The organism is Halogeometricum sp. S1BR25-6, assembly GCF_031624495.1.
GTDB classification, from domain to species: domain Archaea; phylum Halobacteriota; class Halobacteria; order Halobacteriales; family Haloferacaceae; genus Halogeometricum; species Halogeometricum salsisoli.
The window spans coordinates 643,435-664,370 of the sequence record NZ_JAMQOP010000001.1; the positions used below are offsets into that span (position 1 = coordinate 643,435).

The following is a 20,936-nucleotide window of genomic DNA, read 5'->3' on the forward strand; positions in this document are numbered from 1 at the left end:
TTACCTCCCGCGTCTGCGGGCGATCTGGATATCTATTTGGTTATGCTTGAACAGCTGATCCATCCGGCTGAGCAGTTCGTCTGGTGAGAGATCTTCTCCATCTTCGTGGTACTCCATGAGAAGTTCCTTGAAATCCACCTGTCGGTGGTCATTGATTCGTTCTAGCAACTCCTGGACTGCTTTATTATCAGGTTCGGACTCACGACGGAATTCACCTGAAGCCTCTCGAAGCTCTTGGGCGCTTTCCAGCACCGTCTGTCCTTCATTGCCTAACTCGGAACAGAGCTCGCTATCATTTTGAATGTCTGTGAATGTAAACCGAGACAGTTTTGATTCTAAACTAGAGACCTTTGCTTCGGTGTGCTCGATTCGTTCACCAACTTCATTCGGGTCTGCATCCGCCCCGGAATCAACACCAACAATACGGGCGTACTCGATCTCTTGGAATGCCTTCGTCAGCATTTCGCTGGCCTTCTCGATGACCTGTGAGCGGTACTCCTCCTCAAAGTCTTCTACAAGACCGCGACGCGCTTCATCAGGGTTCTCGATGAATGGATATTGAGCCCGTCTGAGACCGCGAGAGGAACCACCGGTCGCTTCATCGAGAATACTTTTCAGGATCTCTAGTTTCTTCTGGAAGACCTCCCGCCGATTCGCACGTCGGGCTTCGTACGATTCTTCGATTCGGTCGAGTTGTTCTTCGAACCCCTCTCGGTTCTGAAGGGCTGCCTCCCAGTCATTTGTGAAGTGCTCAGAGACTTGTCCGATGAAGTTCTCGATCTGTTCTGCTTCATCTACATCTTCCTCGAACGTTCGAGCGTAGTCCATGATCTTCCGTCGAACGTTCGCCACTTGGTCAGCGAAGATTCCCCATCGTTCAACGGCATCTGCGAGGTCTTCGAGGCTTTTTCCATCATCGCTTTCGGAAACTTCTTTTCGAATCTCATCCAGTTCAGCGCGGGCATCCGTCGATTTTTGGTAAAGTTGCTTCGTGTTCCCTATTGTCGGCTCATCGTACTGAGCAACCGCTGTTTCTAGGTCGTCACTTATCTCTCCAATTCGCTGCTTGATATCTTGATATTCTGCACGGAGTTCTCGTCGAGCGTCATCTAGTACGCCAACGAACTCTACACTCCCTTCAATCGGATCGTCAAGATGGTCTGGATTGATCCGACGGCGTTCCCGGTTAGCTTCTTTCTCGACGTCCTGACATTCAGAGAGATACCGCTGGTGAAGCGATTCGACTTGCTGAGCGAGTCGTTCCCGTACGTGACGAGCACTGACTTGCAACGACTCCAGCTTTTCTCCATCGTCAGGATGTGCCTCCTCTAAGTCTCCCTCGACAGCGTCTAACTCCTCTGTTACCCCTTCCGGCATGAAGTCCGCGTCAAGTGAGATAACCGCATCATGGAGTTTCTTACACTCTCTGAATGTAGTCTGCACATCACCAATACTGACATCCGTTTCAAGAAGTGTGAGTGCCGCATCTGAATCAGCTTTTTCGACGAGTCCTCGCTGCTGGAGGAACTGCAGGATAACGTCAACTTCCTCCTCACGGTATCCGTATTTGGTTGCGAACTTATCGATTTCCTGTATCGAGATTTGTTCGCCGTTACTTTTCTCTAGCCTATTCAGAATTTCTTCTTCAAGTGGGTGAAGGTCAGCACGAACGATGAAATTATCCGAATCACTGTCCTCAACGGTGAGGATGTCACTGTAGTGTTGACTAATCCGACCGTCGAAAGGTGAGGTGTTTTTCAGGCCAAACAGTGCTGCAATGTCCTTTTTCGTACCCTCAACTGTATTCGATCCCCGGCGTTTGGAGGTAGTTTCGAGCGCACTGAGGAAGTCTAAGTAGTCGTCCATCATCGTCTCGTACTGCGTGCTGGTGATGATGGTGTGGTACTCGGGATAGATCTCTTGCATCGCTTCTGTGAACACCCCCTCGACTGCTCGTTTCCCTGCTCGTTGTAATTCGAATGGAGCGTTGTCGATGAGCTCTTCATCGAACAGAGACTTCAGCGCTACGCTGAGGAGTTTGTCACTAAAGTGTTCGACAAGGTTCTCCTCTTGCGCGTCCATTTCCGTATCGTCCTGCTCTAGATACGCTACGAGCGCAAGCATCAAGAACGGAGTGACCGCATTCGGATCCATCGCATCCCGCAGGAAATCGAGGGTCTCGGGCAGAGAGTCGAATGTCTTCCGACCGTTAACTATGAACGTGTATTCTCTCTCAGATTCCCGTTCAATACGCGGTGTGACTGGATTTTCCTCACTCTCCCACCCCATAACGAAGTTAAACGCGATATCGGGGGTTCCGTATCCTTTGCCTAGGTCGTCGTGGTTTCCGATCTCCTCTTCGTGGGCTGGATCGGTGGCGGTAAGGCTGGCGATCCGCTTGGGATAGCGCGTATTGAAAGTTCCCCGTAAGTCACTACGCTTGTACAGTGTCGGCTCGTAGTTGTTGAGTCCGTCTCCGACTCCCCATCCTCGGAGCTTCCCACGAATGGGTTCAAAGATTTCGCCGCAGACGAGATCATTAGCGAACGCCTCCATCGCATAGGTGGCGTTGACGTGCTCGGTGTCGTACTGCCGCCAGAAGTCACGGATAAGTTGCTGAACGATGTCATCCGGGCCCTCTCTGGCAGTAACGTCAATCAGCGTGTATCCTTCTGCAACGACTTTGATGACCTCACCATGCAGGGCTTTGGAGAGATCTTCTCTTGCCTCTCTGAGGCCCCAGGATTCGACGACTGAGTCCGGAATCCCTTCCTCAGGGAATACTGCACAGATGCGAATAAATTGCGATTTCTTTTCTGAGTCAACGATAGAATGATCGAGAGCATCCTGAATGGCTGACTGGATCTTTGTCGACGACCCTTGGTAGCGGACTTCGCCTTCATAGAAGGCATCGGCGAGGTCGAGAACCGTGAAACATTCTCCCGCAGTCTGGTACTGCTTGATTGCGATACGGAAAATATCGATAACAGTTCGCGGACCGTTGCTGAGATCTTCACGGGAACAGATTTCACCAATAGCCTTCAGTGCAGGCTGACTGATGACATCATGTTGCCGGTCTGCGAATCGGTATTCTTGCGCATATCTATCCCAGAGTTCAGACGGGAAGTCCTTCCCATAAACATTCTTGAGATTAAGCGTCAGATTATCGCGTTCCAGACGATTTAGCACGTCACCGGCATGAGCGTCGAGAGTACTCTTCGTTTGTTCGGGCATCGAGATGAACAGTCCGAACTCATCCTGCACCTTCGCACCCGCTTGCAGCCCGAACACGAGATTTCGGAATCGTGATTCGGCGTCTTGCCGGTTATCTGCGCTTTTGAAGTATTGCTGGAATTCGTCACCGAGGACAAGAAGCCCGTCAAAATCAGCCCTCAGGGCGAGGTCAGTACACTCACTGAAGAAGTCGATGAGGGTGTCCGCTTGGATACTGAGGTCTAGGTCGTTGTTACGCTCCATCTCGTGGAACATCTCCACGAGTTGGTCCTTGTCTTGGAATTGGTACTCATCTTTCTTCTTCTCAGCGTACGCTTCCAACTCTTGATTGATGTATCGGTCCTTTATCTCCTCTAATTCATCGACGTACCCCGGGGCCTTGTTGCTTAGTTCGTATCGCATCCACCCATGGGTTGCACGCATGATCGCTGTGAACGAAGTGAGGGTGAACGGAGGAACAGCAATAACATCGTTATCAGTTATTTCCTTCCAGATACTGACTGATGTACTAGTTTTGCCGTAGCCAAATGGGCCGTACAGGTAGCCTTTCGTCGGTTTTTCGTTATTGACGAGTGACTCATAAACTCGATCCTCAAACCCATCTGTATCTCCGAGAGAGATATGAGTATCTGCGAATCGCTCGTATTCGGCTTCAACTGTTTGTGGTTCCTCTGCGACTTCGTTTGCGCTGAACGTTGAGATAATGCCCTCGCTCTTTCTAACGAGGTCAAACACTTCGCCAACGCTGTCAGTGAGTTGTTTTCCGCTCATTGGTGTACCTGATTTGGTGCATGTTCGACTGGTAGTCCCAGCGACTCCCAGTTCGATTGTACAGTTTCGTAGTGATTCTCTTCGGGGGCCAATTCGACTCTTGGGAAGACCTCTTCTGCCGGCTTCTGGGTCACGTAGACGGCTGTCGCAAGCCCGTTGATGCTGGCATGCGTCCGTAACTTTCGTGTTGCCATACGGTCAGCATCTCCATGGTCATAGATGACTACTGGTTCGTCAGCTGTATCCGGCATTTGCGGATGATACTCCCATCCTTCCGATCTCTGAAGTGTCCAACAGAGGAACGTTTTCCCGGCTTTCTTCGGGCCGTACAGGTTGATGAACCGAGCATCGTCTTCTCTGTATTCTCGGATTTGGTCTACTGCTTCCCTCTGAATAGTCGAGAGTTTCTCAACTGATACAGCGTCTTTGAGGGCGTTCATTCGCTGGAGGAGTGGTGCATTAGGCGAGGTCATTGAGATTCACTGGCTCTGATAGCCGGACGTGCATGGTGTAATCGGCCTTGAGACTCAGTCGACTATCCATTTTCACTGCCTGTTCGACCACATCGGAGAGAGAGTCTTCCTGCACCAGACAGAGGGTCTGTAGTGCCTCGGCAGGAGCTCCACTCAAGCTCATCAATCCCCCGTAGTCCTGTGATCCAGCGAAGTCTGTTCGGTAGAGGAGATCAATCGAAGCCACTACCAACTCCGACGGGACAAATTCCCGCAACACAAATTGTCCCTCCTGGAGTACTGGTGGTTCTAACTCGTCGATAAACCTCCGATAATTGTTAATACTCTTCTTACTCAGCGTGCCGTAATTATCGAACCCAGTAGTAGCCTCGTTCTCGGCAGTTTGTAACACAGCCTCTACGATTTCCTGCTTGGCGTCGTTGAAGTCGACAGGCGCCCTCTCACAGTATTCACGAGTGATTTGGTAGTAAGACCATGAGATTAACCGCTTAGGATCTGGATTCCGATAATACGCGGATGCGTACACAAAGTGTAGCAAGTCATAGAAACGCTGTTCGTTGTGGATGAGGACTTCCACAAGCTCCTGACCGAATTCTGTAAGTGCCAGCCGGTTATCCTCCTGCACGAGTCCGAGTCGTGCTAATGTATTCGTCATATCTTTTGTGTTGATATGTTGACCTGCCTGGGTGGGGTGACTAAGCCCGAATTCGTGGTAGGCATCACTCATCACACTTTCAACAGTGTCGTAATCACGCCGATCAAGGAGGTCGAGGTAGCGCTTGATTGCCTCGGGTCGTCCTGCACTCCCGACAATGTGGAGTTTGTTGCTCATGTTAAGATTGACCTCCTAACTGGCTTGATCTCCTGAACGGATTCGAGTAGTTTCCGGTACTGTGAGTTGGAGTCCATTGCCTCGATTGTCTCTTCGGTGGTCATCCTCTCCATTTGATGCGTCATTTCGTAGATGACGAGCAGATTATGGATAATGCGGTCCCACCGATTGTTTCGGAGATCATTGATATCCTCACAGAATGGACACTGGTGATCGGTCTCTGCTCGAAGGTGGGGGAGTTCACTTCCGGTGAGGACGTTCCCTCCGCGGTTCTTCCGGTGAGAGGCGTTGAACCGACTCTTGAAAGGAAAGAATACATTTCCGTATCCGCTTGATCGCATCCAACTCGTTGTGTCGAATGAGTCGACGCCCGCTTCATACAGGAGCGGGAGACTGGTTGGCCCACCAACGCCGAATGCGTGAACCGATAGTCCTTCTTCGTGCGCGCGGTCAACGACCGTCGAGAGGTTTTGGAAGGTTTCTGTGGTGAGCATATTTACGCCGTTGCTCACTCCACTCGTTCCGAAGCTTCCGAAGCCAATGTGTTGGAGGCCATCTAGCTGGCTGTACTTGTTGAGACATCGGTACAGCTGGTCTGTGGTGTGGCCCTGAACGACGGCGACAGCCTTAGATTGCCGATCTTCGGAGAGCCGGCGGAAGCACATCTCAGTCGCGCTCAGGGTTTCGTCAACCTTGCGGTTCACAACTTCGGGAGGGTCATCGGAGAGCGGCACATTATCAGGGAGAACGTATCGGTGTCCCCAACTGTTCTCTCCGTAGAAGTTAATTAAATATGAGTATAGGTCGTCGAATTCCTTGTTTCCGACCTGGACTTCGTACCCTCCAGAATCGAACATCACGTTGAGATCGAACCTCTCAGTAAGTGCCTGGATCGATCGGTGTGCTCCCGGTCCATTTGAGATCGGGGTAAACATGATGTTTCGGAGCGGTTCTAAGGACCCATATCCATCCTGAAGCCGAGCGAACGTATTCCGCATCGAACTGGGGGAGACACTCATCGCAGCATAGAATGAGAGAGTCATTGCTCTGAATGGGTTTGAGTAAGCCCTGCGATTCTGGTGGGCTGGTTTTTGGAGATCTCCGATTCGTCCCAATAACCGTATTTAATCATAGCGTCAGTATCAAATCCCCCACACGCATCAGATTCAGAATATAATTGGTATGGATACATATCTTGTCTGTAGTTTCCCCTGGACCTTCATTTCGTCCGCTACTAATAAATGCTACCCTCGTTATCGCTGTACCCTCCTTCGGTCTACAAGTGAAGCGTAGGGCGGCCTCGTAATTCAAACATACTGGTCTTTATCTCTAGATTTAATGTTGGTATAAGAACAATATTCTCATCGCGACACTAGTCTCTGAAACTATCGACACCCGCCGAGTAGTCGTGAAATTCCCTCTTCGGCACCACAAGGCATCATACTTTGTTCAGCAACTCATATAACTGAGGTCCTCGAAATCATCGGTATCGGTGGCTGTGAGCACCGGAAGGATGTCGCCGAACGTCTGTGTCGGGGACTGGCCTCATAACCGAGTGGTCGATGGTTCGAATCCGTCAGGGCCCATACCTGTTCCTCGCTCGTAGAATCGACAGATTGCTCTGCTGTTTTAAATAGTGACTTTTGGCTTCGTAAACCGAATCCAACCATTGAGTGAATGCGCATCATTGCTGTCTGTCGATTGAGTTGGGCTCTTTATTCCGTTCGAACTTAGCTGTATCTGACAAACAGAAGCGGAAGCGTCCGTACGCGAACGTTCGTTTCCGCTGATTGGGCGATCCGAGTCGGCGAGCACTACTCGTCGGTCACTTCGTACTCGACGCCCGCCTCGCTCACCCGCACGAGTCCGCCCTCGTACTCGAATCCGAGCGAGATGCTGACCTCCGGGTTCGAGAGGACGGTCTCGACGGCCTCGGTGTTCATCACCTCGGCGATGGGGCGCAGGGACGTCGGGTCACAGCCCTTCGCTTCGGCGACCGTCGCGACGATTTCGTACATGATGTTCTCGCTGGAGGTTCGCGGACTGGGCGTGGCCGTCGAGTGATTGTCGGACATCGGAGGGGGTTCAGGAACGGGGTACGTCTCCCGACGCACCTCGGAGGGTAGTCTGTGCAGGCTATAGTAGCGTCTGCAACTGTCTACTCAGCCGACCGCGCGCTGTCGTGCGGTCGAGTGAGTGATGACGTGCAGACGCTACTATAGAGTAGTAGGTCCGCGAAAGCGCTTTGGGCCGCCCGGACGCACCCCGACCGATACGCTCGCCCGCCTCGCCGGAGCCACCGGATACTTGGGCGAGCGCCCGATACGAACGGCAATGCCACCGGACCACGGCGGATTCGAGCGCGTTCGCGACAACGTCGACGGCCACCCGATGGTGAGCCTCCTCGCGTACGCGCGAACGTACTGGGTCCGGCTGACGTTCGGCGTCCTCGCCGCGTTCCTGACGCGGTTCGCGCGACTCGTTCCGCCCATCGTCGTCGCGGCGGCCATCGACCGCGCCATCCGCCAGTCGGGAGAGACCGGGATGCTGACCGACCTGGGCGTCCTCCCGGCGGCGCAGATAACCACGCAGGCGGCGCGGCTCGCCCTCCTCGAACGACTCGTCGCCGTCGCCGTCCTCGCGTACCTCGTCCGGTCGGTGAGCCGGTTCGTCTCGCGGTACCTCCTGCAGGCGACGGCGCAGAAGGTCCAACGGGACCTCAGAAACGACACCTACGACCACATCCAACATCTCTCGATGTCCTTCTTCGTCGACCACCAGACCGGCGGGCTGATGTCCATTCTCAACAGCGACATCAACCGGCTGGAGCAGTTTCTCAACACGGAGTTCCGCCAGCTCATCCGCGTCATCGCCACGGTCGGCGGCATCGCGTTCGTGCTCTGGACGTACTCGCCGAAACTCGCCCTGGTCGCGCTGGCGCCCGTCCCGATAATCGGCGTGGCGAGCGGCCGCTTTCTCACGTGGATCGAACCGCGGTACAAGTCCATCCGCGAGACGGTCGCGCGGCTGAACACCCGACTGGAGAACAACCTCGGCGGCGCGGCGGTCATCAAGGCGTTCGACCGTTACGACTTCGAGCGCGACCGGGTCGCCCAACAGAGCGAGGCCTACCACGACGAGAAGGTGTCCGCGCTGCGAATCCGCCGGGGCTTTTTCGCGGCGCTCCGACTGCTTACGGGCGTCGTCTTCGTCATCGTGCTGTTCGTCGGCGGCACCGACATCATCACCGGCGTGCCCGGCGAGAACGGCGCGCTGACGCTCGGAGGGTTCACGCTCTTTTTCCTCCTGCTCCGTCGGCTGTACTCCCCGATGCGTCGGGTCGGCAAATCCGCGAACAAGTACCAACTCGCCCTGTCCAGCGCCGAGCGGGTGTTCGGCCTCCTCGGGCGCGACCCCGAGGTGACGAGTCCCGAGTCGCCGCACCGCCCCGAGACGGTCGAGGGCGACGTCGAGTTCGACTCGGTCACGTTCTCATACGGCGACCGCGACCCCGTCCTCCGGGACGTCTCCCTCGACGTGCCCGCCGGCGACACCGTCGGCCTCGCGGGGCCGACGGGCGCGGGGAAGTCGACGCTGCTGAAGCTCATCGCCCGCTTCCACGACGTCGACGGCGACGGCCCCGCCGACGGCGCCGTCCGCGTCGACGGCGTCGACGTCCGCGACTACGACCTCCAGGCGCTCCGCGACGAAATCGGCATCGTCGAGCAGGACCCGTACCTGTTCTCGGGGACGGTGGCCGAGAACATCGCGTACGGCGACGTCGACGCTCTGGAGGCCGAGTGGTACGAGAGGGGCGACGACGAGGCGACCCGCGAACGGGTCATCGCGGCGGCGGAGGCGGCGGAGGCCGACGCCTTCGTCCGCGACCTCCCCGAGGGCTACGACACCCGCGTCGGCGAGCGGGGGGTGAAGCTCTCGGGCGGCCAGCGACAACGCATCGCCATCGCCCGCGCCCTGCTGAACGACCCCGCCATCATCGTCTTCGACGAGGCCACCTCGGACGTCGACACCGAGACGGAGGAACTCATTCAAGAGAGCCTCGACCGACTGGTCGAAGAGCGGACCGCGTTCGTCATCGCCCACCGCCTCTCGACCATCCGCGACGCCGACCAGATCATCGTGCTGGAGGAGGGCGAAATCACCGAGCGGGGCACCCACGACGACCTCGTCGCCGCCGACGGCGCGTACGCCGACCTCTGGGGCCGGCAGGCCGACGCGGCGGCGCCGGAGGCGACGGCGGACGACTGACTCCTATATGTCTTTTAAACTCGCATCATAGTCTTCTTCATAGGGATATGTAATATTGATCTCTGGCATTCTCTCTCTGAGGAAATCCATAACAGAATTCCAGATTCTAATCTTCACTCCTGAAACCGGCGGTGCACTCCTGAAGGCGTTAATTCTCTTCCCAGACCTATTCATCTCTGTCAAAACCCCATGCCCATCAACCAACTTTTCAGAATATGTCGTTGTCCCGACGATATCTCTGTAATTAGCAGTCACATCAACAATTAGAGGAGGCTGACCCGGGAGTTTCTTTCTATCAACAATCTCTGTCAGACCAAATATGGTACCGGTTTCTACCGGGAGAGATTCAGAGCCACCCTTTCCTTCTTTCTCGTAGTAATCCATCAGATATTCATATGTATCTTCATTTATTATTCCACTATCTACCAATGCTTCTTGGCTATGGTCTCCGCTTCGCCGGATGTATTCTTGGATTGTCGTGTCACTGAGTTCGGTAAAGAAACGGGGTTCAACAACGATTGAATCTCCTGAATCAGTAGTAAACTTCTGATTTGGGGGAAGTGACTGTTGAAAATGGAGTATATATTGATACCGTTCGCCTATAGAGTCAAACCCACCGACATCCGGATAGACATCTACCTTTATACTAATATCCCGTGCAACTCCAAGACCTCTATTCGCAATAATCAACTCCATAGAATCTTCAGCCCATATCTGCTTTATATCCAACTTTGGAGCATAGGCGGCTTGAGTTGCCTCTGTTTGTTTCTCCGTCTTGCTGAGCAGTTTGTGCGTTGATTGAGCATACCATATCGTGATAACAACTAGCGTAGCACTGGATAGTACACTGGCAAATTGGAGTGTAAGCCCTTTCTCTATATACGTCTGGTATAAGACGTATGATAGGAATGTGATCAGGATAATTGAAGCCGCTAACACCACGTAATAAGATAGTCCCCGGTGTCCATCGTTCATCTCAAATTCTAATTCACTGACGGATCTGTTAGCAGTTGCTGTATCTTACTATAACGTAAGTCACTCCACGGCTTCGTACGGGACCACGGCGACGCCTTCGCCGGCCGAGAGCGCTTCCCGGGTCAGGACGACGCCGTCGGCTAAGGCGACGCGCGTGCTCGACGCGACGCGCCCCGGCGCGAACCGCTCCTCGTACAGCGAGAGCGACGAGGCGGCGTGTCCGAGGGGGGTCGCCGTCGGCGGGTCCGTCGACCCCGCCTCGTCGTCCAACGTCACCGGAACCGCGTACTCCATCTCCGTGCCCTCGTCCCGTTCGGGGAGCGTCACCCGCGCGGCGGACGTCGCCTCGACGGTCGACAGTCGCTCGCGCCCCGCGAAGTACGGTCGGAGCACCAGCGTCGCCGCCGCGTGGGCGGCCATCGGTTTCCCCGGCAGGGCGAACACGGGCGTCCCCGCCACCGTCGCCGCGGCGACCGGTCGGCCAGGTCTGAGCGCGACGCCGCGAAACAGCATCTCGTGCTCGGCGAGCACCCCGACGACGTGGTCCGCGTGTCCGACGCTCGTGCCGCCGGTCGTCAGGACCGCATCGTGCCCTGCGGCGGCCTCCCCGATTGCTCTCCGAACGGCCGCTTTCTCGTCGGGGACGGCGTCGAGAATCTCCGCGCGGTGCCCCCACCGGCCGACGAGACCGACGAGCATCTCCGAGTCGCGGTCCGGTTGCCGCCCCTCGCGAATCTCCGTCCCGGTGGCGAGGACGCCCACGTTCAGGGGCCGGTACGCCGTCACCCTGTCGACGCCCACGTCCCGGAGGAGCGCCGCGTGTCGCGGTTCGACGGTCTCGCCCGCCGAGAGCAGGCGCTCGCCGGCGGCGGCCGTTGCGCCCGCGGGGTAGACGTGGGTTCCGGGCGACAGCGAGGGGCCGGATAGCCGTCCGTCCTCGACGGTCGCCTCCTCGCGCATCAGCACCGCGTCCGCCTCCGGGGGGAGCGGGGCGCCCGTGGCGATTTCGACGGCCTCGCCTGCCCGTATCGACGGCGGGTCGTCCTCGGGGAACACCCTGCCGACGACGGTCAGGGGGTAGTCGTCGTCGGCCGCGAGGGCGAACCCGTCCATCGTCGCCCGGTCGTACGCGGGCACGTCGTATCCGGCGGCGACCGGTTCGGCCAGCGTCCGACCGGCGGCCGCGACCAGTTCGACCCGCTCGGTCGGCGCGTCGGGCCGCGCGGCGCGCAGTTCGAGCAGTCGGTCCGCGGCGACCGACCGCCGGAGCGGTCCGGGGGCGTTCATCGTCCCCTCCGCGTCCGGCCGGGCGCGCTTCGTCCGGGTCGTCGCTCGCTCGCGTCGCCGCCGCGTCGCCGGATTTTGGATTCCATATGACCTTATATAATCATAAGTGCAAACCATTATTAATACACGGTCGAACCGTTTCTGTGGACTATGATGACACGTGCCAAGAGGTGGCGATATGGAGTTTAGCGGGACGTTCGAACTCGACGGCTCGTCCGTCGAGGAGGTGTGGCTCGCCCTCTCGGACCCCGTCCTGGTCGAGGAGTCGCTCCCCGGCTGTCAGTTCTTGGTCGAAGTCGACGACGCGGACCCCGATTTCGGCGCCCTCCGCGAGGAGACGGCCGACCGGGACGTCGAACTGACCGGCGACCCAGAGGTCATCGCCGAGCGAGCGTTCGAGGAGGGGAACCACTACGCCGCCCTGATGCAGATAAGCGTCGGCCCCGTGAACCCGACGTTCGAGACGGTCGTCACCATCGACGACCGCGACTACCCGGAGATGTCCGCCGTCGGCGAGGGCTCCTCCAGCAACAGTTCCTTCGAGATGTCCTCCGGGATGACGCTCTCGGAAACCGAGGACGGCACCGCAGTCGACTGGGAGACGGAGGCGGACGTGTTCGGCAAGGTGGCGCAGATGGGCCAACGGGTCGTCAACCCCGTGGCCAACCGCGTCGTCAAGCGCTTCTTCTCGTCGGTGGAGGACAAACTCGACGAACAGCGACTCTCGGACGCCGATGTCGAGGGCGACGGGGCGGAGTCGGACGGAACGGACGGCGACCGCGGACTCGTCGACCGGGTGCTCGGTCGGTCGAGCGACTCAGACTAATCATGGCAGAACACGACATCACGCTGACGGTCAACGGAACGGAACACGAACTCGAGGTCGAATCGCGGACGCTGCTCGTCCACGCCCTGCGGGACGAACTCGGCTACACCGGCGCGAACGTCGGCTGTGAGACCAGCACGTGCGGCGCGTGCACGGTCCACCTCGACGGCGACGCGGTCAAGTCCTGCACGCTCCTCGCGGTACAGGCCGACGGTGCGTCGGTCGACACGGTGGAAGGACTCGCCGAGGGCGGCGATTTCCACCCCATCCAGACGGGCTTCCAACAGGAGCACGGCCTCCAGTGCGGCTACTGCACGCCGGGGATGATGATGACGGCGACGGACCTCCTCGAAGAGAACCCCGACCCCTCCCGCGAGGAGATTCGGGAGGGCCTCGAAGGCAACCTCTGTCGCTGCACGGGCTATCAGAACATCGTCAACGCCGTCGAGAACGCGGCCGAGACGATGGGGTCGGGCGCCGTCGCCGACGGCGGTTCCGTCGAAGAACACGCGGACGGCGACGCCGGGTGCGCGTCCGGGTCGAGTCCGGGCGCGGAGACGGCCGACTCCTGCGACGTGCGCTGGCCGGACGAGGGTGAGCGCAGATGAGCATCGACTCGCTGGACCCCGACGACGTCGACGCCGCGGACATCCTCGGGTCGGCCATCGAACGCCGGGAGGACCCCTCGCTCCTCACGGGCGACGCGGAGTACACCGACGACATCCAACTGCCGGAGATGCTCCACATGACGATTCTCCGGAGCCAGCACGGCCACGCCGAAATCGAGGACGTCGACACGAGCGCCGCCGAGGAGATGGACGGCGTCGTCGCCGTCTACACCCACGACGACGTGGCCGACGAGTCGGTCTCGCGCGACGGGTCGCTGCTCATCCCGACGGGGTGGCTCCTCGACAGTCTCAGACAGGTCGACCACCCGGTGTTAGCGAAGGACCGAGTGCGGTACCAGGGTGACGCCATCGCCGTCGTGGTCGCCGAGGACCGCTACGTCGCCCACGACGCGACGGACGCCATCGACGTGAGCTACGACCGCCTCGACGCCTCCGCCGACCCGGAGGCGGCGCTCGACGGCGAGGCCGGACAACTGCACGACGACGCCGAGGGTAACGTCGCCTTCGACTGGGAAATCGGCGACGAGGAACGGACGGAAGAGGCGTTCGACGACGCGGCCCACACCGTCTCGCTCGACTTGGAGAACCAACTCCTCATCGCCAACGCGATGGAACCGCGCGCCGCGGTGGCCGACTACCACCCCGGTTCCGACGAACTGGACGTGTTCATGACCTCGCAGAACCCTCACCTGCACCGCCTGCTCATGTCGGGAGTCATCGGTCACCCCGAGCACAAACTGCGGGTGAAGGCGCCCGACGTCGGCGGTGGGTTCGGCTGTAAGATACACCACTACGCCGACGAGGCCCTCGTCGCGTTGGTCACCCGAGACCTCGAACGGCCGGTCAAGTGGACGTCGACGCGGACGGAGGGGTACAAGACGGACGCCCCCGGCCGCGGCCACGTCACGACGGCCGAGTTGGCGATGGACGACGACGCGAACATCACGGGTCTGCGCGTGGATACGAAGGCGAACCTCGGCGCGTACCTCTCGACGTTCGCGCCCGCCGTCCCGACGTACCTGTACGGGACGCTCCTCTCCGGGCAGTACGACATCCCGGCCATCCACGCCTCGGTGACGGGCGCGTACACGAACGTCCCGCCGGTCGACGCCTACCGCGGCGCCGGCCGCCCCGAGGCGTCGTTCCTCGTCGAGCGACTCGCCTCGCTGGGGGCGCGGGAGGCGGGCGTCGACCCCGCGGAATTCAGACAGAAAAACTTCGTCTCCGACGACGACTTCCCCTACCAGACGCAGGTGGCCGTCGAGTACGACAGCGGCGAGTACGGCAAGCCGATGGAGAAGGCCTTAGAGGCGGTCGATTACGACGCCTTCCGCGAACGGCAGGAGGAGGCCCGCGAGGAGGGTCGCTACCTCGGCATCGGCTTCTCCTGTTACATCGAGGCGTGCGGGCTCGCCCCCTCGGAACTCGCCGGGCAACTCGGCGCACAGGCGGGCCTCTGGGAGTCCAGTCTGGTCCGGTTTCACCCCGGCGGCACCGTCACCGCTTTCTGCGGGACGTCCGGGCACGGACAGGGTCACGGGACGACCTACGCCCAAATCGTCGCCAACGAACTCGGCATCCCGTACGAGGACGTGGAGGTCGTCGAAGGCGACACCGACGAGATACCGCAGGGGATGGGCACCTACGGCTCTCGCTCCGCCGCGGTCGGCGGCAGCGCCCTCGTGAAGAGTTCGCAGAAACTGGTCGAGAAGGCCCGCGAGATAGCCGCCCACCAACTGGAGGCCGACCCGGCCGACGTGGAGTTCGCGGGCGGGGAGTTCACCGTCTCCGGCACCGACCGCTCGCTCGGAATCGCGGAAATAGCCCAGCAGTCCTACCTCGCGCACGACATGCCCGACGATATGGAACCCGGACTGGAGGCCACCTCCTTCTACGACCCGGACAACTTCGTCTTCCCGTTCGGCACGCACGTCGCAATCGTGGAGGTCGACCCCGAGTCGGGGGAGATCGAGTTCGAGAAGTACGTCGCCGTCGACGACGTGGGCAACCAAATCAACCCGAAGATAGTGGAGGGACAGATTCACGGCGGCGTCGCGCAGGGCATCGGACAGGCGCTCTACGAGGGCGCCGTCTACGACGGCAACGCGCAACTGCTGACGGGGTCGATGCAGGACTACGCGGTGCCGAAGTCGCTGCACATCCCCGACATGGAGACCGAATCGACGGTCACCCCCTGCCCGCACAATCCGCTGGGCGTGAAGGGAGTCGGCGAGGCGGGCACCATCGCCGCGCCGCAGGCCGTCGTCAACGCCGTGACCGACGCCCTCCAACCGTTCGGCGTCGACACCGTCGAGATGCCGATGACCGCAGAGCGGGTGTGGAGTGCGGTCAACGGACAGGCGACGGCGGACGGCGGCGACGAAGGCGAGACGGACGCGAACGCGGATTCGGACGCCGCCGCGGAGACGGGAGGTGAGCGCTGATGTTCCCCGACGAATTCGACTACTACGAGGCCGAGTCGGTCTCGGAGGCGGTCGACCTGCTCGAGGAGCACGCGATGGCGGAGACCGAACTGCTGGCGGGCGGGCACAGCCTGCTCCCGGCGATGAAGACGGGGCTGTCCAGCCCTGACGTCCTGATAGACATCAGCGGTATCGAGGAGTTGCGCGGCGTCTCCGCCGAGGGCGACACGCTCACCGTCGGCGCGATGACGCGCTACAGCGAGGTGCTCGACGCGGACGACGCCCGCGAGCACGCGCCGGCGCTGACGGCGGCCATCGAGCAGTTGGGCGACCGGCAGGTCCGAAATAGAGGAACGGTCGGCGGCAACCTCTCGCACGCCGACCCGGCGTCGGATCTGCCGGGGCCGGCGCTCGTCTCGGACGCGACGCTCGTCGTCCACGGCCCGGACGGCGAGCGCTCCGTGCCCGCCGAGGAGTTCTTCTTCGGCATGTACGCGACGGATCTCGGCCCCAGCGAACTGCTGGTGCGCGTGGAACTGCCGTCGGCAGACGGCGCCGTCGGGACGTACGCCAAGAAGCCGAGTCCGTCGTCGGGCTACCCGATGGTGGGCGTCTCGGCGCTCGTCGCGACGGACGGCGACGCCGTCTCCTCGGTCAAGGTGGCCGCCAACGGCGTGATGGACCACGGCGTCCGACTCGAACCGGTCGAGGACGCCCTGACGGGTGAGACGCTCGACGACGACGCCATCGAGGCGGCCGCGAGTCGCGCCGCGGACGACTTGGACGAGGCGATGATGATGGACGACCTGCAGGCGTCGGCGGCGTTCCGCGCGCAACTGCTGGAGGTGTACACGAAGCGGGCGCTACAGGACGCGAGCGAACGCGTTTCGGCTCCCGCCGCGGCCGACTGAACGAACATCCGGACCCGGTCCCAGACTCGGACCGTCGCGGGCGAAAACGGGGACGCCCCCCCGAATCGCTCGCGGCCGCCGCGACGACTCACCTCTCGCGGGGAGCGCCGCCGCGGCCCGGACCCGACGCGAAGTACGCAAGAATCGGCGACCCGACGAACGACTACGACGCCACGACCATGACCACCCACCCACCGACGAGATGACCGACCGACCGACGACGGCGTTCGCCGACGTGACCGAGGCGGAGATACGCGCGGCGTTCGAGGCGGAGGACTACGTCGCCGAGGACGACATCGTCACGACGGTGCTGTTGGCGCTCCGCCTCGGCAAGCCCCTCCTCGTCGAGGGCGAACCCGGCGCGGGGAAGACGGAACTCGCCAAGGTGCTGGCCGCGCGCTTCGGCTCCGAACTGGTCAGACTCCAGTGCTACGAGGGGTTGACGGCCGAACACGCCCTCTACGAGTGGAACTACGCGAAGCAGTTACTCGCGGTCCAGTCCGGGGGCGCCGGACCGGGCGGGGGAGGGAACGCCGCCACCGACGCCGACCTCGGACCCGGACCCGACGCCGACCCGCGAGACCCGTCCGTCTTCACCGAGGAGTACCTGCTCGAACGCCCCCTGCTGCGGGCGCTTCGTTCCGACGCCGACCGACCGCCGGTGCTCCTCGTCGACGAGATAGACCGCGCGGACGACGAGTTCGAGGCGCTGCTCCTCGAAGTCCTCTCGGACTTTCAGGTGTCGGTGCCGGAACTCGGCACCGTCCGGGCGGCGCGCCCGCCCGTCGTCGTCGTCACCTCGAACCGCACCCGAGCGCTGAGCGACGCGCTCAAGCGGCGCTGTCTGTACCTGCACGTCGCGCCGCCGTCGTTCGAGAAGGAGACGACCATCCTCGAACGGAAGGTGCCCGAACTGGACGGACTGGTGGCGAGCGAACTCGCGGCGATGGCCGCGCGACTCCGCGAGGAACCGCTCCGGAAACCGCCGGGGGCGGCCGAGACCATCGACTGGGCGCGGGCCGTCGCCGCCCTCCGAGACGGTGGCGGCGGGGGAGACGCCGGCGGGGTCGGTGCCGATATCGCCGACAGCGCCGCCGAGGACGGCGCCGACGAGGAACTGTCGCCCGAGACGGTTCGCAACACGCTCGGCTGTCTGCTGAAGGAGGTCGAGGACGTCGAACGGGTGGACGACCGCCTGCTGGAGGAACTGCTGGCGGCGGCCGAACGAGCGAGGTCGGAGGCGTGACCCGACCCGACGGCGGCCCCCGCGCCGACGCGAACGGACGACTCGAAGACGCGGTGGCCGACCACCTCCGAGTCGAACTCGTCCGGTTCGTCAGGGCGCTCCGCCGGGCGGGCGCGTCCGTCCCGGCGAACGCGGCGACGACGGCCGGCCGCTCGCTGGCCGTCGTCGGCCTCGGGGACCGAGACCGGGTCCGCTCGGCGCTCCGGGCGGGCCTCCTCGCCGACCGCGCGGACTTCGAGACGTTCGACCGACTGTTCGCGGAGTTCTGGCGGCGACTCGCGGCCGGCCCGGGCGACGGCGACTCCCCGCTCGACGACGTGGACGGGGCGCTCGCGCCGTTCGCCGACCCGGCCGACGAGGCGGAGGAGTCCGACGACGCTACGGACGGCGACGACGGCGGCGAGACGGACGGCGACTCCGCCCGTTCGCTGGCCGAGTCGTTCGCTGCGGCCGTGACCGACGAGAGCCCCGACGGCGGCGACGAAGACGAGGAGGCGGCGGCGCGGTACAGCCCCACCGGCGCGGCCGAGGCCGTCGACGGTGGCTTCCCCCTCGACTCTGCCGACCTCGACGATACCTTCGCCGCGTTGACGCGTGCGCTGGCCGACGTGCGGGGGCGACGGTTCGGACCCGGCGACGACGACCCTGACGTCCGCCGCGCGCTCAGAACCAGCGCCGCCACCGGCGGCGCCGTCCTCTCGATACCCCAGCGGGAGCGGCGGCGAACGGCCGTCAGGGCGCTGTTCGTCGTCGACGTGAGCCGGTCGGTGCTGGACGCCGTCGACCGGGGGTTCCTCGTCGACTTCCTCCGGCGCGCCCGCGCGGCGTGGGATGACAGCCGGGTGTTCTTCTTCGACGAGGACGTTCGGGAGGTGACCGACGCGGTGGACGCCCACACCGCCGCGGCGGCGCTGGACGCCCTCGACGCGGCGGAAGCGAGGTGGGGCGGCGGCACGCGCATCGGCGACTCGCTCGCGCGCCTGCGCGAGACCGCTCCCGAGGCCGTCGACCGCCACACCGTCGTCTTCGTCGTCAGCGACGGGTTGGAGATGGGCGACGTGGCGGGCCTCGAACGCGAACTGTCGTGGCTGCGCCGGCGCGCCGACCGGGTGCTGTGGCTGAATCCGCTGGCGACGGCGGCGGAGTACGAACCGACCGCGCGGGGGATGGCCGCCGCCCTCCCTTTCGTCGACGGCCTGTTCGCGTTCGCCGGCGAACGCGACGTGCGCGAGATGGCCCGACAATTGTGTCGGCAGGGCGCGGGCGGCCGCGTCGGCTACGAGTTCGACCCAAGGCGGACGGCGGCGGCGACGGAGGGGACGGCGGCGACGGACGCGAACGGACGACCGACCGCGCGGTCGACGCGCGAGACACGCGGAACGAGGACGAACGACCCATGAGCACGACCGACTGGAGCCTCCCGGAGACCGACGTTTTCGACCAGATACGCGCAGCGCTCGACGACGACGCGGACGCCGTCCTGGCGACCGTCATCGACGTCGAGGGGAGCGCCTACCGCAGGCCGGGCGCGAAGATGATACTCAGACCCGACGGCAGCGGCGCGGGCAGCATCACCGCCGGCTGTCTGGAGGACGAGGTGCGCGCCCTCGCGGCCGACGTGCTGGCCGACGGCGACCCGCGCGTGGAGACGTGGGACCTCACCGGCGAGGACGACGTGTGGGGTCTCGGCGTCGGCTGCAACGGCGTGATAACCGTCCTGCTGGAACCGCTCGGCGACTCCTACCGACCGGTCGTCGAGGCCCGACTCGGCGGTGACCCCATCGGCGTCGCCACCGCCGTCGGCGGCGAGGGCGGAACGAGCGCGGGGTCTCCCGCGTTCGGCGCCCGCGCGTACTACGACGGGGAGGGCTTCTCGGGCATCGCCGCCGGCGTCTTCTCGGACCCGGACGTCCTCGCCGAACTCGAACCCGCGATGGCGACGCTGTACGAGGGCGGAAAGGCCGAGACGGTCACCGTCGAGATGAACGGCGGGACCGTCGAGGTGTTTCTCGAGGGCGTCCGCCCGCCGCCGGAACTCGTCGTCTTCGGCTCCGGACCGGACGTCGCGCCCGTCGTGGAGTTGGCGAAACTCGTCGACTTCCGCGTCACCGTCGTCTCCTTCCGCGGCGGGAAAGCGGGCGAGGAACGGTTCCCCCGCGCCGACGAGGTGGTCTCCTCGGCGCCCGCCGACGTAGACACGGCGTGCGAGTGGGACGAGGACACCTACGCCGTCGTGATGACGCACAACTTCCTCGACGACCGTATCGCGCTCGAAGAACTGCTCGAAACGCCCGTGCCGTATATCGGGCTGATGGGCCCACACGACCGCTTCGAGGAGATGTGCGAGGAGTTAGCCGAGGACGGACGAACGCTCACCGAGGCCGAACGCGAGCGGATTCACACGCCCATCGGACTCAGCCTCGGCGGCGACTCGCCGTACCAAATCGGCTACAGCATCGTCGCCGAACTGCTGGCCGTCGCCAACGACCGGACGCCTCAGCACCTCAGTCGGCGCGCCGGCCCCATCCACGACCGGGTGGAGGTGGGGGCAGATCCGAGCGAATCACCGGAGTGAGTCGAACCCGACCGTCAGGGTTCGCCGGTGAACACCTTCGCCTCGCCGCTCTCCGTGAGGCCTATCTCGACGGACGTGTCGAGGTGGTTCCGACTGGAGTGGCCTTCGAGCATCCCGTACAGGTGTGCGTACAGTTCCGGGCGGCAGTAGGCCACCTTCACGCCGGCGTCGTCGCCGCGGGCGTACACCTCGTCGACGAGGGCGTCGAACGACGTGCCCGACGGGACGGTAAAGCGCACGGGCGCGCGGAGCGTTCGCACGAGTTCGAGCGTCCGGCGCGCCTTCTCGACGTTCGTCTCCGCGGCGCGTTCGACGGCGCTCACGTTCGCGTCCGTGGTCCCCAACCGCTCGGCCACCTCCTTCTGCGTGTGCCCCTTCTCGCGGAGTTCGAGCACCTCTCGCTGCCGGTCGGTCAGTATCGTCGCCTCGGTCGCCACCATGGGGACTCAAACAGAACCGTTTGAGATAGTCTTATTGGTCGAACG

16 protein-coding genes are annotated in these 20,936 nt (G+C 62.1%); 8 read left to right on the top strand and 8 right to left on the bottom strand.

Translation table 11 applies throughout. The annotated features are described in order from the left end of the window. The 5 genes from NDI76_RS03425 to NDI76_RS03445 form a co-directional block, all read right to left on the bottom strand. Nucleotides 1-4,005, bottom strand: coding sequence for a hypothetical protein (locus NDI76_RS03425; protein WP_310922611.1), 4,005 nt, complete (start codon nucleotides 4,003-4,005; stop codon nucleotides 1-3). Beyond that, entirely contained in the window at nucleotides 4,002-4,445 is a 444-nt protein-coding gene (locus NDI76_RS03430) for a hypothetical protein (RefSeq protein ID WP_310922612.1), read from the bottom strand. Before NDI76_RS03430 ends, NDI76_RS03425 begins: the two co-directional genes overlap by 4 nt. A gap of 19 nt (nucleotides 4,446-4,464) precedes the next feature. Beyond that, complete coding sequence (locus NDI76_RS03435) at nucleotides 4,465-5,310, bottom strand: hypothetical protein (protein WP_310922613.1); 846 nt, start codon at nucleotides 5,308-5,310, stop codon at nucleotides 4,465-4,467. Continuing rightward, nucleotides 5,307-6,245 carry a tRNA guanosine transglycosylase family protein gene (locus tag NDI76_RS03440; protein ID WP_310922614.1) on the bottom strand — a complete coding sequence of 313 codons (939 nt, stop codon included), beginning with the start codon at nucleotides 6,243-6,245 and terminating at the stop codon, nucleotides 5,307-5,309. The genes NDI76_RS03435 and NDI76_RS03440 overlap by 4 nt, the downstream gene beginning before the upstream one ends. An 879-nt stretch (nucleotides 6,246-7,124) precedes the next feature. Beyond that, complete coding sequence (locus NDI76_RS03445) at nucleotides 7,125-7,385, bottom strand: HalOD1 output domain-containing protein (protein WP_310922615.1); 261 nt, start codon at nucleotides 7,383-7,385, stop codon at nucleotides 7,125-7,127. Between the two features lie 259 nt (nucleotides 7,386-7,644). On the opposite strand from NDI76_RS03445, the gene NDI76_RS03450 reads away from it, so the two are divergent. Further along, nucleotides 7,645-9,579 (top strand): ABC transporter ATP-binding protein, encoded by a 1,935-nt coding sequence (locus tag NDI76_RS03450; RefSeq protein WP_310922616.1) that lies wholly within the window; start codon nucleotides 7,645-7,647, stop codon nucleotides 9,577-9,579. A gap of 3 nt (nucleotides 9,580-9,582) precedes the next feature. On the opposite strand, the gene NDI76_RS03455 is transcribed toward NDI76_RS03450, so the two are convergent. Then, nucleotides 9,583-10,554: a hypothetical protein gene (locus tag NDI76_RS03455; RefSeq protein WP_310922617.1), complete on the bottom strand. Its 972-nt coding sequence runs from the start codon at nucleotides 10,552-10,554 to the stop codon at nucleotides 9,583-9,585. 60 nt (nucleotides 10,555-10,614) lie between these two features. Continuing rightward, complete coding sequence (locus NDI76_RS03460) at nucleotides 10,615-11,841, bottom strand: molybdopterin molybdotransferase MoeA (RefSeq protein ID WP_310922618.1); 1,227 nt, start codon at nucleotides 11,839-11,841, stop codon at nucleotides 10,615-10,617. Nucleotides 11,842-12,019: 178 nt separating this feature from the next. Here NDI76_RS03460 and NDI76_RS03465 point away from each other — a divergent pair, with 178 nt between their 5' ends. The 7 genes from NDI76_RS03465 to NDI76_RS03495 all read left to right on the top strand — a co-directional run bounded on the left by NDI76_RS03465 (nucleotide 12,020) and on the right by NDI76_RS03495 (nucleotide 20,451). Further along, the gene (locus NDI76_RS03465) at nucleotides 12,020-12,667 is read left to right on the top strand and encodes an SRPBCC family protein (RefSeq protein WP_310922619.1); all 648 of its coding nucleotides are present in this window, start codon (nucleotides 12,020-12,022) and stop codon (nucleotides 12,665-12,667) included. Nucleotides 12,668-12,669: 2 nt separating this feature from the next. After that, entirely contained in the window at nucleotides 12,670-13,275 is a 606-nt protein-coding gene (locus tag NDI76_RS03470; RefSeq protein WP_310922620.1) for a (2Fe-2S)-binding protein, read from the top strand. Then, nucleotides 13,272-15,740, top strand: a complete 2,469-nt coding sequence (locus NDI76_RS03475) for a xanthine dehydrogenase family protein molybdopterin-binding subunit (protein ID WP_310922621.1) — start codon at nucleotides 13,272-13,274, stop codon at nucleotides 15,738-15,740. Before NDI76_RS03470 ends, NDI76_RS03475 begins: the two co-directional genes overlap by 4 nt. Further along, the gene (locus NDI76_RS03480; RefSeq protein WP_310922622.1) at nucleotides 15,740-16,630 is read left to right on the top strand and encodes an FAD binding domain-containing protein; all 891 of its coding nucleotides are present in this window, start codon (nucleotides 15,740-15,742) and stop codon (nucleotides 16,628-16,630) included. Before NDI76_RS03475 ends, NDI76_RS03480 begins: the two co-directional genes overlap by 1 nt. A gap of 202 nt (nucleotides 16,631-16,832) precedes the next feature. Continuing rightward, the gene (locus NDI76_RS03485; RefSeq protein WP_310922623.1) at nucleotides 16,833-17,876 is read left to right on the top strand and encodes an AAA family ATPase; all 1,044 of its coding nucleotides are present in this window, start codon (nucleotides 16,833-16,835) and stop codon (nucleotides 17,874-17,876) included. Then, the gene (locus tag NDI76_RS03490) at nucleotides 17,873-19,276 is read left to right on the top strand and encodes a VWA domain-containing protein (RefSeq protein ID WP_310922624.1); all 1,404 of its coding nucleotides are present in this window, start codon (nucleotides 17,873-17,875) and stop codon (nucleotides 19,274-19,276) included. The genes NDI76_RS03485 and NDI76_RS03490 overlap by 4 nt, the downstream gene beginning before the upstream one ends. Continuing rightward, entirely contained in the window at nucleotides 19,273-20,451 is a 1,179-nt protein-coding gene (locus tag NDI76_RS03495; RefSeq protein ID WP_310922625.1) for an XdhC family protein, read from the top strand. Before NDI76_RS03490 ends, NDI76_RS03495 begins: the two co-directional genes overlap by 4 nt. Before the next feature lie 14 nt (nucleotides 20,452-20,465). On the opposite strand, the gene NDI76_RS03500 is transcribed toward NDI76_RS03495, so the two are convergent. After that, nucleotides 20,466-20,891 carry a Tfx family DNA-binding protein gene (locus NDI76_RS03500; RefSeq protein ID WP_310922626.1) on the bottom strand — a complete coding sequence of 142 codons (426 nt, stop codon included), beginning with the start codon at nucleotides 20,889-20,891 and terminating at the stop codon, nucleotides 20,466-20,468. Between the last annotated feature and the right edge of the window lie 45 nt (nucleotides 20,892-20,936).